Source organism: Micromonospora sp. NPDC005324 (genome assembly GCF_040607155.1).
In the GTDB taxonomy this organism is placed as follows: Bacteria; Actinomycetota; Actinomycetes; order Mycobacteriales; family Micromonosporaceae; genus Micromonospora; species Micromonospora trifolii.
The window spans coordinates 82966-97080 of the sequence record NZ_JBEXGE010000021.1 but is presented as its reverse complement, the minus strand read 5'-3'; the positions used below and the strand labels follow the sequence as shown (position 1 = coordinate 97080).

Below are 14115 nucleotides of genomic sequence, written 5' to 3'. Positions count from 1 at the left end.
AGCCTGCCGACGCCCGGTCCACGTCGGATCCATGCCGGGCCGGAGACGGCCGGCGCAGGGAGGTCATCGGTACGCGGCCAGCCGCTCGGACAGCACCGCGGCCTGTGGATGACCGACCCGGTCGAGGATCGCCAACGCCTGACGCCACAGGTCGACCGAGGTGCCGTGGTCGCCCACCGCCTGATGGGTGTCGCCGAGGCGGACGAGCGTGTCCGCCCTCCCGCACGGGTCCTGGACGTCCGAGTAGAGCGCCAGAGCGCGCCGGTAGCAGTCGGCCGCGGTCGGGTGTTTCCCGAGGCAGTGGTAGGCGAATCCGAGACTGTCCCAGGTGTGGGCCGCGCCGAGCCGGTCCTCGGCCTCCTCGTAGAGCGCGAGCGCCTGCTCGCAGTAGGTGATGGCGCGGGCGTGCTCGTCCAGCTGGGCGTGGCTCCAGCCGAGCGCGTTGAGTGCCGCCGCCTCGCCGAGCCGGTCGTCGGTGCTGCTGGCCAGCGCCAGCGCCTGCCTGGCGTGCGGCAGTGCCGCCCCGGCGTCGCCCTCGATGTCGGACAGCCAGGCGAGGTGCAGGTGGGTGCTGGCCTGCCCCGGGCGGTCGCCGGCCTGGTCGTACCGGGCCATCGCGCGCCGCAGGTGATGGTGGGCCGCACTGAACCGACGGTGCTGGATGTGGGCCAGCGCGAGGTCCCGGTGGGCCAGCGCCTCGGCCCGCGGATCACCGCGGCGGTGCGCGACAGTGACCGCGATGGCCTGCACGGCGGCCAGGTCGTGCCACTGCGAGAGCCGGCCGAGCAGGGGGGTGAGGGCCTGGGCGAGCTGCCCGGCGTGCGCGTCGAAGTCGTGTGCCACCGCGTCGTCGACGGCGGCCAGCAGCACCCGCTGTTCGATGGTGAACCAGGCCAGCGCGGCCCGGTGGTCGGCGAACGCCGACGGTGACGCGTCGGCGGGCAGGGGAGGCGGATCGAGCGGCTGCCAACCGGAGTCGACCAGCCTCGCCGCGTCCCGAGCGGCACACAGGTAGTGGTCGAGCACGCGGCCGCGGACGGCGCTACGGTCGGCCGGACGGTCGAGGGCGTACGTCAGCTCCTCCCCGTAGGCGCGGAGCAGATCGTGACAGCGGAAGCGGCCGGGAGACGGCTCGGCCAGCAGGTTCGCCCGGGTCAACTCGTCGAGCGCCGGCCGGATCAGGTGCGGCGGAGCCCCGGCGAGGCTGGCCGCCGCCGCCGCGCTGACGTCCGGAGCGGGGTGCAGGCTGATCTGCCGGAACAGTCGGGCCGCGTCCGCGCCGAGCAGGCGGTACGACCAGGAGAGCACGGTCCGCACGTCGGTGGCGGCATCATCCGTGGCCAGGGCGGCGAGCCCGCCCCGGCTCGCCGCCAGGTCGTCGGCGATGGCCTGGAGCGCGAACGTGGGTCGGGCGGCGGCTCGTGCGGCCACGATGGACAGGGCCAGCGGCAACCGCGCGGTACGTCTGATCAGCTCGTCCACCGCTGCCGGTTGGGCGGCGGCCCGTTGCGCACCCAGTCGGCGGACGAGTAGCTGGCGCGCTTCGTCGTCGGTGGGCAGGTCCAGCGCGAGGGGATGCGCGCCGTCGGCGGCGACCAGGCCGGGCAGTGTGTGGCGACTCGTCACCAGCACGCCGCAGCGGGTCGACCCCGGAAGCAGCGGTCGCACCTGTTCCGCGTCGCGGGCGTTGTCGAGAAGTACCAGCAGCCGCCGATTCGCGGTCAGGCTGCGGTACAGGGCGAACTGGGCCGCCGGCTCGGCGGGGATCTCCAGAGGCTTCACACCCAGGGCGGGCAGAAGCGAGCGTACGACGACGGCCGAGGGGGACGCCTCCTGCGTCGTGGTGCCGAATCCGCCCAGGTCGACATGGAGCTGCCCGTCGGGGAAGTGCCGCCGGTTGTCGTGGGCCCAGCGCAGCGCCAGCCAACTCTTTCCGACGCCGCCCGTACCGGTGATGACGACGGTGCCGGCCGAGCCGGGGTCAGCGAGCAGCAGCGTGGTGAGCCGGGTCAGCTCTCCGGCCCGGCCGGTGAACAGACTCGGTGGGGCCGGCAGCTGTCGGGGGACCACCGGTGGCGGGCATCTTTCCGGTGGTCGCGAATCGGATGTCAACAGCTCCCGCTCCGCCCGCAGGATGCGGGTGTGCAGGTTTTGCAGATCGGGACCGGGCTCGACTCCCACCTCCTCGGCGAGGAGTTGACGGAGTTGCCGGTACGTCGCGAGCGCGTCGGCGCGTCGGCCGGTCCGCGCCAGGGCCACCATCAGTTGCCCCCAGGGGCGCTCGCGCAGCGGATCGTCGTCGACCTGACTCCGCAGCGGTTCGATCAGCTCGTGATGCCGTCCGGCGCGCAGCTGGAGGTCCGCGACCTCTTCCACCAGGCTTGACCGCTGCTCCTGCAGCCGCGCCCGGACGGAGAGCAACACCCCCCAGCCGGGGAGGCCCGCGAACGGCTCGCCACGCCAGAGCGCGAGCGCGGCCTCGAACGACTCCTGGGCGGCTGACCAGTGACCCTGCCGCAGCGCGGAATATCCGCGCTGGGCCAGGTCGTCGAAGGCCACACTGTCCACAGTCAGCCCGTCGAGGGCGAGGTGGTAGCCGGTGGGCCCGGCGAGGATGGCGGGGTCGGAGAAGCCCGGGGAGCGCAGCGCCCGGCGCAGCGCCCAGACATAGGTCTTCACGTTGCCGGCTGCCGTCTTCGGTGGGCGCCCCTGCCACAGCTCGTCGACGAGTTGGTCGATGGACCGGCCGGTGCCCGGCTGCGCCATCAGCACGGCCAGGAGGCGCACCTGCATCGGCGTACCGAGGGCCAGCCGTTCCCCGCAGGCCGACCGCACCTCGACCGGCCCGAGCAGTTGGTATCGCGTCGCGGGCGGCGCCCCAGCGGGGTCCATCGCCTCATCGTAGGGGGCCGAACCATTCCGCCTCATCGGCTGGACGGCCGCAGCCAGCGCCGGTCTCCTGGTGTGCTCCGTCACGCCGGTGAGCATGGTCAGGACGTTGGGGTGTCGTGAGGTGGCTGCTACAGTCGAGATTGTTGCGGCCGCAAATTTATCAGCGGCAACTACTTTGGGAAGGATGCCTCCGATGACCAAGCTCTCCGTCATCTACTACTCGTCCACCGGGACTCTGCACGCCATGGCCAAGCGCCTCGCCGAGGCCGGCGAGAAGGCGGGCGCCGAGGTGCGGCTGCGTCAGGTTCCGGAGCTCGCCCCGGCGGAGGCCGTCGCCTCCAACGCCGCCTGGAGCCAGCACTTCGACGCCACGAAGGACGAGCCGAAGGCGACCGCCGACGACGTCGTCTGGGCGGATGCGGTGCTGTTCGGCACGCCCACCCGTTACGGCAACGTCGCCAGCCAGCTCAAGCAGTTCATCGACACCCTCGGCCCGCAGTGGGCGCAGGGGCTGCTCGCCGACAAGGTGTACGCCGGCTTCACCGCATCCATGACCGCACACGGCGGCCAGGAGTCGACCCTTCTCGCGCTCTACAACACCGTCCACCACTTCGGCGGTCTGGTCGTCGCCCCGGGTTACACCGACCCGCTGAAGTTCGCCGACGGCAACCCGTACGGCGTCTCGCACGTCACCGGCGGAAGCAACGACGCCCCGCTGGGCGACGCCCAGTTCGCCGCCCTCGACCACATGGCCGAGCGGGTCGTCAAGATCGCCGGGAAGCTCAGCGCCTGAGCGCTGCCGCCGTACCGGACGCCCGCGTCGACGCGGGTGCTCAGTTGGGCGAGGGCCGGCCTCCCACCATGGGGGCCGGCCCTCGGCGCCTCACACCGCGATCGCCGCGATTGCGGCAAGCGGCCGATGCTCGTCGGTGCCGGGCCGCCGGAGGCGTTCGACCTCCCGGAAGCCGGCCCGGCCGAGTCGTTCGGAGATCTCGTCGACCGGCCAGCGGTAGGCGGTAAGGACCTTGTGGTCGAAGGCGCCGACCTCATCGGCGTCGAAGACGCCCAGGACCAACCGCCCGGCCGGGACCAACACTCGCCGGAACTCCGCGAGCATGCCGTCGAGCTCCGGCGGCGGAAGATGGATCAACGAGTACCAGGCCAGGATGCCGTCGATGGAGTCCTCAGCCACGTCGAGGTGTTCCATCGAACCGAGGTGGAACTCGACGCCCGGGTGGGACGCCCGCGCATGCGCGATGAACTCGGGAACCAGGTCGATCCCCATGGCGTCGACGCCCAGCTCACGAAGGTAGCCGGTGAGGTGGCCAGGCCCGCACCCCAGATCGAGCACCCGGCCGGGCCGGTTGCCCAGGTGCCGTCTGATGAGGGCGAGGTCGTCGGTGTCCACCTGCTGGCTCGTGCCGAACAGCTCGATGTAGAGCTCCGCGACGGACGTGTAAGCCTGCCGTACCGTGTCCGTTTCCATCGCGGAACCATACGGGTCACCAGACCTTGCCGAGGCGGCCTACCGTGATGGCCATGACACGTCGAGCCACACTGGCCGGCATTTCTGCGGGCCTTCTCCTGCTGGGTTGCACGGTTGGCGCGCCGGCGGAGAGCGAATCCACACCTCGAACCTCCCCGGCGTCGGGCCCCAGCGCCGATGCCACCACGACGGCCGAGGCGATCGGTCTGCTGCGGTCGGGCACGGCGTTCGTCGATCAGACGAGTTTTCGCAGCGACGTCGATATCGCCAGTCAGGTCACGGCGCTGTCACACAGCGACAACGTCCGCAAGCGCTCGATCGGCACCGTTTCGACGCCGGGTGGCGGCATCGAGATCCGGATGATCGACGACGAGGTCTACATGAAGATCGGTCTACCCATGCGCGGTGTCGGCGACGGATGGATGGTCCTGGACCCGGCCCGGGTGCCGTCGGACTTCGCCCTGAGCTTCGCGCCGGGCAGGAACGACTTCGGCGGCTCCGGCCGCCTCATCGACGCGATCGTCACCGCCCGGGCGAACGGGTCCCAGATCACCGGGACGATCGACGCGACCCGGATTGGCGCCGGCAACGGGATCAGCTTCCAGCCCCCTCCCGGTGGCGCCCTTCCGGAGGGCGCGCGCAGCCACGCGTTCCGGGCGACGCTGGACACCGAGGGTCGGCTGGTCAGCTTCCTGATGCCGGAGGCGAGCGGCTTGCCGAACGCCTCCCTGCGCTACAGCGATTTCGGTACGACAGTCACTGTCGCTCGGCCGCCCGGAGCGGTCGCCGCCCCCGACGCCCTCTACCCCCAGCTCGGCTTGGCCGGAGGCAGGTAGCGGCGACCGGCGTTTGCCAGCTTCGGCTAATTCGGTTAGCCTATAGCTAACCGCATTAGCTTCAGTTGGAGGCGTCATGATCGAGAACCTGGACATTGCCGGCAACACCATCGCCTACGAGGTCTCCGGGCAGGGCCCACTGGTCGTCCTGGCGCACGGCATGGGCGACAGCCGGCACTCCTACCGATTCGTCGCCCCGGCCCTGGCCGCGGCCGGCTACCGGGTCGCCAACGTCGACATCCGTGGCTGCGGCGACTCCAGCCTCGGCTGGGACGGCTACAGCCGCACCGACATCGCGGGGGATCTCATCGCCGTCGTCCGCCACCTCGGCGGACCGGCCGTGATCATCGGCCAGTCGATCAGCGGCGGTGCCGCGACCATCGCGGCCGCCACCGCGCCCGAGCTGATCGTCGGCGCCATCGAGCTGGCGCCGTTCACCCGCGCCCAGTCCTTCGACCTTGGCGGGTTGGTGCGGGTGAAGCGCTTCCGGGCCGGCTACCTCCAACTGGCGCAGGTGCTCATGCGGGGCAGCCTGGCGAACTGGCGCAAGTACCTCGACGTGGCGATCCCCACCAAGCCCGCCGACTGGCACAGCGAACTGGCGCGCATCGAGGCCAAGATGAGTGAGCCAGGCCGGATGAAGGCCCTCCAGGCCATGGCCAAGACCAGCCCGGGCGACGCCGGTCGGCAACTGCCCAACGTCACCTGCCCGGTCCTGGTGATCCAGGGCAGCGCCGACCCCGACTGGGCCGACCCGCGGGCCGAGGGCGAGCGCATCATGGCCGACCTGCCGCGAGGGCTCGGCGAGTTGGTTGTCATCGAGGGCGCGGGCCACTACCCGCACGTCCAGACGCCCGACGAGGTCGTCGCCCTGGCCCTGCCCTTCCTCGCCCGGACGCTGACCAATGCCTAAGGCCCGGCTCACCCCGGCATCGGTCACCGAAGCCGCAGCCGCGCTGGTCGACGAGGTCGGCTTCGACAACCTCAGCATGGGCCCGCTCGCCGAACGGCTGGGGATCAAGACCCCCTCGCTCTACAAGCACGTCGCCAGCCAGGCCGAGCTGGCGCACCGGATCGCCGTCCTGGCCATGACCGAGGCCGGCGACGCCATCCGCGACGCCATTCAGGGCCGTTCCGGCAGCGATGCCCTCGCCGCGGGCGCGCAGGCGATGCGGACGTACGTGCGGGAACACCCCGGCCGGTACGCGGCCGCCAACGCCACCCGCCCGACCGGCCCCGAGGACCCGTTCATCCCGGCCAGCGAGCGGGTGCTCGCCTCCTGGGCGGCCATGCTGAGCGGGTACGGCCTGGACCCCGGCCAGGAGATCCACGCCATGCGGACGCTGCGCAGCGTCCTGCACGGGTTCGCCACCCTGGAGGCGGCCGGTGGGTTCCAGATCGACGCGTCCGTCGACGAGAGCTTCACCTGGTTGGTCACGTTCATCGATCAGGGCCTGCGCGCCGGCGCCGCTGACGTCGCCCGCTGACACGGGGTCGCCTCGATGCGTACGGGCTGCCTCTCCACGCGGTGCCTAACCCTGGCAGGGAGTGGTTGGGGCCGGCGCGACCGGACGGCGCTGCTGCGCCGACAGGGGGCTCAGGCGTACGCGAGCAGGAAGTCGACGGTGCCCGTGCCGCCGGGCTGGCCGGCCGGGACGGGCAGACCGGGCTCGCTGTTCAGGACGTAGAACCCGCCGCCGCCGGTCAGGCGGGGCGTCACCGCCAGCATCTGCGCTGCCATGGTCGCGCCGGTCGGCCGCACCACGCTGTCCAGCAGGAGTCGGAAGAGGTTCCCGTTCAGGTTCGCGACGTGCAGCACCCGGTACGAGCGCGGGGCGGGCAGGCCGGTGCTCGTCAGGCCCCAGATCGGGACGATCTGGTTGCGCCACCGCGACGGGTCGTTGCTGATCGCACTGTCATGGTTGTTCAGTTGCGTCTGGATTCCCGAGTGGATTCCGGCCAGGTGGATGTGCAGCTGGTCCTGCATCCGGATCGTCGGGTCGGCGGAGTTGACGCCCAGCCCGATGTGCGGGTAGACGACGTGCCCCGGCTGCCCCGGCTGCGCGTTGTCCCACGCCTCCAGCCAGTAGTTCGGCGCGTTGGCGGTGGTGATGAACGGACACTCGATGCCGCTGATCCGGCAACTGGGGACGAGCAGGAAGTCGTGGTTCGAGCCCGAACCTCCATTGAGGACGACGTAGGTGGGGGTCGTGCGCAGACACTGGGGGAACGGTGGGCCGGTCTTCGTGCCCTCGCAGACCTGGACCCGGTCCCACAGGTCGTACCTGCCACCGGTGTCGGTGGGGAAGCCGCAGAGGGGCGAGGGTGTGGGGCAGGCCGCGGCGCCGGGGCCGCCGGGGGTCGATGGGGACGGCCCGGGGGTCGGGCCGCCGTCGGCCAACGCCCGGTCCGCGCCGACCAGACCCAGCAGTCCCGTGGCGCCGGCGGTCCCGGAGAGTCTGACGAACTGACGCCGTGGCATTCCGCCCATCGTCATCCTCCGTGGTTGCGGTGCGGAGCCGAACATGAACGTGTCGAGATTAGGGTGAAAGCCGCCATTCGGCGGGTGGGCCGGCGAACGGGTCGCCTGATCGTGTCGCCGTCGTGCGACGATTTCCGGCGTGGCAGAGACTGCGGCGACGTTGACCGACATCCGTGCTCGGATCGACGAGCTGGATCGGGAGTTGGTCGGGCTGCTCGCCCGGCGGGAGGCGCTTGTCCGGCAGGCCGCCCCGCTCAAGAGCGACGCTCAGGCGGTCCGTGCGCCGGACCGGGTGGCGCAGGTGGTGGCCCGGGTCCGCACGTTGGCCAGCGAAGCCGGTGCCGAGCCGGATCTGATCGAACGGATCTACCGGGGCATGATCCAGGCCTTCATCGACATGGAGACCGACGAGCACCACCGCCTCACCCGCGGGTCGGCGCCGACAACGCGGTGATCGCTCGGGGCGGTCAGGTCGCGGTGCGGCTCTCACCGTCCGGGTTCGCCGAGGAAGGCGGCGTGTAGCCGAGCTCGTACGAGATCTTGTTGGCGGTCTCCAGGAGCAGCGGAAGGTTGCTCTTGAGCTGGTCGAGGCTTGCGATGACCTCGATCGCCGTGATCGAGGCGGCGGCGATGACCTGCCCCCGCGAATCCCGGATCGGCGCGGCCACGCACATCACGTAGGCGTCGTGCTCGCCGTTGTCCATGGCCCAGCCGCAGTCGTGGATGCGGGCGAGTTCGGCTTCCAGGGCGTCGTGGTCGGTGAAGGTGGTGTCGGTGAATTTCTCGAAGACGACGTAAGAGAGAAGGCGGTCACGTTCCTGCCGGGGGAGGTAGGCCAGGATCGTCTTGCCCACAGCGCTCGCGTAGATCGACACCGCGCGGCCGATCCGCGACGGCAGCTTGACGGCGTCGAACGCCGGGCTGTCCACCTTGTCGATATAGATGATCTCGTCGCCGGTCAGTTGCGCCAGGTGTACGGTGTGGCCGGTCTCGCGTTGCAGCGCACGTAGGTGTGCGGCCGCGGGCTGGCGGAGGTCCATCGAGCCGAGCGCGAGCTCGGACAACTCGATCAGGCCGCTGCCGAGGACGTAGGTGCCCGCGCCGGTCCGGCGGACGAAGCGCGCGGACTCCAACGTCTGCAGGATGCGCAGGGCTGTGGATTTGTGGACGCCGAGCACGTCCGCTGCCTCCGTAAGGGACAGCGGGTGCTCCGCGGATCGACGGATGAGGTCGATCGCGCGGCGAATCGATTGCGCCAAGGCTGTTTCTCCGTTACCTCTCAGTGTGCTTGAGCGGGCACACGCCACCATCACAGACCCCTCGGGCGACGCCACATTCATTGCATATCGTGCAATGGGAGTGATGCGATGTGCAATCACTAATTGACACCGTTGCGCATGACGCTACGATCGTTGCAATTTATCAGCGTGCCGCCGATTCGCAACAGTGGAGTAACGATGGGTAACCAGCGCGCTCGTTTCGGCACCGCCAGTGCGAGACCACCGCGCAGTTGGACCGGGTGGCCGCCCAGATCGACGCCGATCGTGGCGCGCTGGGGCGTGAGGTGGAGCTGTTCGTCGAGGGGCACGGCGACTTCGTCCAGCCCGACGTGACGAACGCCGGCGGGATCGCCGAGCTGGCCTTCATCACCACGCTCGCCGCGACCAGCTACGTGTGCTTCGCGCCGCACAACCCGAGTGGTTCACTCAGCACGGCCGCGACGTTGCAACTCGCGGCGACGCTGCCCAACTTCTGGTACCTGGAGAGCGACTCATGACGCTGCCACGGCCGCGCGGGTCGGGCGCGGACTGGGTCGGCGCCGCCGCCGAGGCGTTGCCGGACGATGCCGACAGCGTCCTCATCGGCCGGATCTGGGACCCGTCCAGCGACGGCCCCTCGCCGGTGACCATCCGCGACGGCGAGGTCATCGACATCAGCCACCGGTTCCCGACCGTCCGCGACATCTGCGAGCTGCCCGACCCCGCCGCCACGGTGGCCGGGCTCGACGGACCGAGGGTGGGCGACTTCGGGGAGATACTGGCCAACACGGGGGCCGCGACCCGAGACCGTGACCGGCCCTGGCTGCTCGCCCCGGTCGACCTCCAGGCGCTCAAGGCCGCCGGGGTGACCTTTCCGATCTCCATGATCGAGCGGGTGATCGAGGAACGGGCGCGGGGAGATGTGGCGCTGGCGGCGGACATCCGGCACCGCATGCTCGCCGACGTCGGTGTCGACCTGCACAGCCTGGAGGCGGGCTCGCCGGAGGCGGATCGGCTCAAGAGCCTGCTGGTCGCCGAAGGAATGTGGAGCCAGTACCTGGAGGTGGGCATCGGCCCGGACGCCGAGATCTTCACCAAGGGGCAGATCCTCTCCGCCGTCGGCACCGCCGTTCCGGTCGGCGTGCTCGCCGCCTCGACGTGGAACAACCCGGAACCCGAGGTCACGCTCATCGTCCAGTCCAGCGGCCGGATCGTCGGCGCCACCCTCGGCAACGACGTGAACCTGCGCGACATCGAGGGCCGCTCGGCGCTCCTGCTCCCCCTGGCGAAGGACAACAACGCCTCCTGTGCCCTCGGCCCCCTGATCCGGCTCTTCGACGACCGGTTCGGCATGGATCGGATACGCGAACTCGAGGTGCGCCTGGAGGTTCGCGGCGAGGACGGCTTCCACCTGGAGGCGGTCTCGGAGATGACCCAGATGTCGCGTGATCCCGAGGAGTTGGTCCGGCAGCTGATCGGGCCGCACCACCACTATCCCGACGGCGCCGCCCTGATGCTCGGCACCATGTTCGCGCCCATCCAGGACCGGGACCGCCCCGGTGAGGGCTTCACCCACAAGGTCGACGACGTGGTACGGATCAGCTGCCCGGCGCTCGGCACCCTGGTCAACCGGGTCCGGCACGCGGAGGAGTGCGAGCCCTGGCACTTCGGCGTCCGCGATCTCATGGGCAATCTGGTAAGGAGAGGACTGCTGTGAACGTGGTCATCACTGTCGATCCGCGCGACGGTCAGCGTCGCGCGACGGATCTCACCGAGACCGACGGGTCTCGGCTGGAGGTGATCGCCGGTCAGACGTCCCCGGCGGCGCAGTGGCTGGCCGGGCGCGGGAGGCTCGGCCGCGCGGAGTTGCTGGACGCGATCGCCGCGTCGCTGGAGTTCCGTCGAGTGGATCTGGTCGCTGCCGCCGAGGCGGAGACCGCGCTGAGCCACGCGCGACTCGACCAGGAACTCACCCGGGCGGCGCTTCAGTTCCGCATGTTCGGCGAGGTGCTGCGCGACGGGGCGTACGTCGAGGCCACCATCGACCACGCCGCCGACACGCCACTCGGTCGCGGCCCGGACCTGCGGCGAATGCTGGTGCCCCTCGGCCCGGTCGCCGTCTTCGGGGCCAGCAACTTCCCGTTCGCCTTCTCTGTCGCGGGCGGAGACACTGCCGCCGCGCTCGCCGCCGGGTGCCCGACGATCCTGAAGGCCCACCCGTCCCACCCGCTGACCTCGCACGCCTCCGCCGCCGCGATCGAGTGGGCCGTCCGCGACCTCGGCGGGCCCGAGGGTGTCGTCGCGACCGTGTACGGGGAGCAGGCCGGCCGTTTGCTGGTACGTCACCCGGCGATCCGCGCGGCCGCCCTGACCGGCTCGGTCAACGCCGCCCGCGCCATCCAGGCGGCCATCGACGAACGGCCCGACCCCATTCCCCTGTACGCCGAGTTGGGCAGCGTGAACCCGATCGTCGTCCTGCCCGACGCGGCTGCCGCCCGGGGAGAGCAGATCGCCGAAGGGCTGTTCGGCTCCTTCACGAACTCGGGCGGTCAGCTGTGCACCAAGCCCGGCCTGGCGTTCATTCCGTCCGATCCGGGTGGTGACCGCCTGGTCGACGCGCTGCGGGCCAGGGTCGACGCGTCGGGTGGCGCCGTCCTGCTCAACGAGCGCATCCGGGACGCGTACGAGAACCGGGCCACGGAGTTCGAGCGGGCCGGCGCTCGGGTCTCGGCGCGGCCCACCGTCGATCCGGGCACGGGCTTCACAGTGGCACCGACCCTCCTGGAGGTCGGCCTCGCCGGCCTGACCGCCGAGATCGCCGACGAGTGCTTCGGCCCGCTCCTGATCGTGGTCCGGTACGACGACGACGCCGACCTCGACGCCGCGCTGGCCACCGTCCCGCCGTCGTTGACCGGTTCGCTCCACCGCGGACCGGGCGACGACGCCGACGTGGTACGCCGACTGGTCGACGTGCTCGCCGCCCGCGCGGGTCGCATCGTCTTCGACGGCTACCCCACCGGTGTCCGGGTGTCGTGGGCCCAGCACCACGGTGGACCGTGGCCGTCGACAAACGCCGTGCACACGTCGGTGGGCGCCACGTCGATCCGACGGTTCCTCCGCCCGCTGGCGTGGCAGGACGCCCCGGCCTGGGTCCTCCCCGAGGAGTTGCGCGACGAGTACACCACCATTGCCCGGCGAGTCGACGGGAGGTTGCAGCCAGCGGTCCAATGACTGCGTCTGCCGGTCTCTCCCGGTCTCCGGTAGGCCGCACCGACGCCAGCAATCCACCACACGCGCATTGATCGCCGCACAGGACGCGGCCGGACGGATGACAGAGAGGTGTGCTGATGTCGACGACGAATCGACCGCTGCGCAGCGGGGAGTGGTTCGGTGCGGAAGGCCGCAACGGGTTCATCCATCGGTCCTGGATGCGCAACCAGGGTTTCGCTGACGACGTCTTCGACGGTCGCCCGGTGATCGGCATCGCCACCACCTGGTCAGAGCTGACACCCTGCAACGCCCACCTGCGCGACCTGGCCGAGTCGGTGAAGCGGGGCGTGTGGGAGAGCGGGGGCCTGCCCCTGGAGTTCCCGGCGATGAGCCTGGGCGAGCCGCTGATGCGGCCCACGACCATGCTCTACCGCAACCTGCTGGCGATGGAGCTGGAGGAGTCGGTCCGCGCCAACCCGCTCGACGGGGTGGTGCTGCTCTCCGGCTGTGACAAGACCACCCCCGGCCTGCTGATGGGAGCGGCGAGCGTCGACCTGCCGACCCTCATGCTGACCGGCGGCCCGATGCTCAACGGCAAGTTCCGTGGGCAGGACATCGGCTCGGGCACCGTCGTCTGGCGCTTCACCGAGGAGATGCGGGCCGGCCGGATGACCGCTGCCGACTGCTCCGAGGCGGAGGTCGGCATGTCCCGCAGCCGCGGTCACTGCATGACCATGGGTACCGCCTCCACGATGGCCTGTGTGACCGAGGCGCTGGGGGTGCAGCTGCCGGGGGCGGCCGCCGTGCCGGCGGTCGACTCCCGGCGGTACGCGCTCGCGCAAGCTGCCGGGCGTCGGATCGTCGCCATGGTCGAACAGGACCAACGGTTGTCGTCGGTGCTCACCAGACAGGCGTTCGAGAACGCCATCCGGGTCAACGCCGCGATCGGCGGCTCCACCAACGCTGTCGTACACCTGCTCGCGATCGCCGGACGCCTCGGCGTCCCCCTGTCGCTGGAGGACTTCGACACCCTCACCGCCGACGTGCCCATGCTCGTCAACCTCATGCCGTCCGGGACGTACCTGATGGAGGACTTCGCCTACGCGGGCGGCCTTCCGGTGGTGATGAAGGAACTCGCCCCGCTGCTGCACATGGACCACATCACCGTCAGCGGCAGGAGCGTGGCGGAGAACGTCGACGGCGCCCAGTGCTGGAACCGGGACGTCATCGGCACCATGGAGGAGCCGTTCCAGCCCGCCGGCTCGGGCACCGTGGTGCTGCGCGGGTCACTCGCGCCGTCCGGGGCGGTGTTGAAGGTTTCCGCCGCTTCCGCCCACCTCCTCACGCACACCGGCCCGGCGCTCGTCTTCGACCGGATCGAGGAGTACGTCGTCGCCGCCGACGACCCGGACCTCGACGTCACCCCCGACACGGTGATCGTCGTCCGCAACGCCGGACCACGCGGCTACCCCGGCTTTCCGGAGGTGGGCAACGTGCCCATGCCACGACGGTTGCTCGCCGACGGCATCACGGACATGGTGCGGATCTCCGACGCTCGGATGAGCGGCACCGGCTACGGCACCTGCATCCTGCACGTGGCACCGGAAGCGTCGGTGGGTGGCCCTCTAGCGCTGGTACGCACCGGCGACCTGGTCGCTGTCGACGTCTCGACGCGCCGGCTGGACCTCCTGGTCGACGATGCGGAACTGGCCCACCGCCGCACCGCCTGGCAGCCTCCGAAGCCGGTGGCCGACCGGGGTTGGGTACGGCTCTACAGCGAGCACGTCCTCCAGGCGGACAGCGGCGCGGACCTCGACTTCCTCGTCGGTGGCAGCGGCAGCGCCGTGCCCCGTCACTCACACTGACGGCCACCAACGGACGAGGCCCACGAGGAACCCATTAATTCGTCAAACGATTCCTCTCAATGCAATCGGCCCACAATCAGTGGTG

At 70.7% G+C, this 14115-nt stretch carries 13 protein-coding genes; 9 read left to right on the top strand and 4 right to left on the bottom strand.

Annotation, left to right across the window (positions count from 1 at the left end; genetic code table 11):
• Window positions 1–63: 63 nt before the first annotated feature.
• Complete coding sequence (locus ABZS40_RS22075) at window positions 64–2892, bottom strand: BTAD domain-containing putative transcriptional regulator (RefSeq protein ID WP_354945202.1); 2829 nt, start codon at window positions 2890–2892, stop codon at window positions 64–66.
• Window positions 2893–3085: 193 nt separating this feature from the next.
• On the opposite strand from ABZS40_RS22075, the gene wrbA reads away from it, so the two are divergent.
• Window positions 3086–3685, top strand: coding sequence for an NAD(P)H:quinone oxidoreductase (gene wrbA / locus ABZS40_RS22070; RefSeq protein ID WP_354945201.1), 600 nt, complete (start codon window positions 3086–3088; stop codon window positions 3683–3685).
• Between the two features lie 90 nt (window positions 3686–3775).
• Here the strand turns inward: wrbA and ABZS40_RS22065 are convergent, their stop codons facing one another.
• A complete protein-coding gene (locus ABZS40_RS22065) occupies window positions 3776–4378 on the bottom strand; it encodes a class I SAM-dependent methyltransferase (RefSeq protein ID WP_354945199.1) in 603 nt (200 codons plus the stop codon).
• Window positions 4379–4431: 53 nt separating this feature from the next.
• On the opposite strand from ABZS40_RS22065, the gene ABZS40_RS22060 reads away from it, so the two are divergent.
• From ABZS40_RS22060 to ABZS40_RS22050, 3 genes are all read left to right on the top strand, one after another.
• Window positions 4432–5214, top strand: a complete 783-nt coding sequence (locus ABZS40_RS22060; protein WP_354945198.1) for a hypothetical protein — start codon at window positions 4432–4434, stop codon at window positions 5212–5214.
• A 76-nt stretch (window positions 5215–5290) separates the two neighbouring features.
• Window positions 5291–6127 carry an alpha/beta hydrolase gene (locus ABZS40_RS22055; RefSeq protein WP_354945197.1) on the top strand — a complete coding sequence of 279 codons (837 nt, stop codon included), beginning with the start codon at window positions 5291–5293 and terminating at the stop codon, window positions 6125–6127.
• Entirely contained in the window at window positions 6120–6701 is a 582-nt protein-coding gene (locus ABZS40_RS22050) for a WHG domain-containing protein (RefSeq protein WP_354945196.1), read from the top strand. Before ABZS40_RS22055 ends, ABZS40_RS22050 begins: the two co-directional genes overlap by 8 nt.
• 110 nt (window positions 6702–6811) lie before the next feature.
• Here the strand turns inward: ABZS40_RS22050 and ABZS40_RS22045 are convergent, their stop codons facing one another.
• Complete coding sequence (locus tag ABZS40_RS22045) at window positions 6812–7696, bottom strand: CDP-diacylglycerol diphosphatase (RefSeq protein ID WP_354945195.1); 885 nt, start codon at window positions 7694–7696, stop codon at window positions 6812–6814.
• A 139-nt stretch (window positions 7697–7835) separates the two neighbouring features.
• Between ABZS40_RS22045 and ABZS40_RS22040 the strand changes: the two genes are divergently transcribed.
• Window positions 7836–8150 (top strand): chorismate mutase, encoded by a 315-nt coding sequence (locus tag ABZS40_RS22040; protein WP_354945194.1) that lies wholly within the window; start codon window positions 7836–7838, stop codon window positions 8148–8150.
• A 13-nt stretch (window positions 8151–8163) separates the two neighbouring features.
• Here ABZS40_RS22040 and ABZS40_RS22035 read toward each other — a convergent pair whose 3' ends face one another.
• Window positions 8164–9030: an IclR family transcriptional regulator gene (locus ABZS40_RS22035; protein WP_354945193.1), complete on the bottom strand. Its 867-nt coding sequence runs from the start codon at window positions 9028–9030 to the stop codon at window positions 8164–8166.
• 185 nt (window positions 9031–9215) lie between these two features.
• Here ABZS40_RS22035 and ABZS40_RS22030 point away from each other — a divergent pair, with 185 nt between their 5' ends.
• The 4 genes from ABZS40_RS22030 to ABZS40_RS22015 all read left to right on the top strand — a co-directional run bounded on the left by ABZS40_RS22030 (window position 9216) and on the right by ABZS40_RS22015 (window position 14030).
• On the top strand, window positions 9216–9473 hold the full coding sequence (locus ABZS40_RS22030; RefSeq protein WP_354945192.1) for an enolase C-terminal domain-like protein: 258 nt from the start codon (window positions 9216–9218) through the stop codon (window positions 9471–9473).
• Entirely contained in the window at window positions 9470–10672 is a 1203-nt protein-coding gene (locus tag ABZS40_RS22025; RefSeq protein WP_354945191.1) for a fumarylacetoacetate hydrolase family protein, read from the top strand. Before ABZS40_RS22030 ends, ABZS40_RS22025 begins: the two co-directional genes overlap by 4 nt.
• On the top strand, window positions 10669–12186 hold the full coding sequence (locus tag ABZS40_RS22020; protein ID WP_354945190.1) for an aldehyde dehydrogenase family protein: 1518 nt from the start codon (window positions 10669–10671) through the stop codon (window positions 12184–12186). Before ABZS40_RS22025 ends, ABZS40_RS22020 begins: the two co-directional genes overlap by 4 nt.
• Before the next feature lie 116 nt (window positions 12187–12302).
• Window positions 12303–14030 carry an IlvD/Edd family dehydratase gene (locus ABZS40_RS22015; RefSeq protein ID WP_354945188.1) on the top strand — a complete coding sequence of 576 codons (1728 nt, stop codon included), beginning with the start codon at window positions 12303–12305 and terminating at the stop codon, window positions 14028–14030.
• The last annotated feature ends 85 nt before the right edge of the window (window positions 14031–14115 follow it).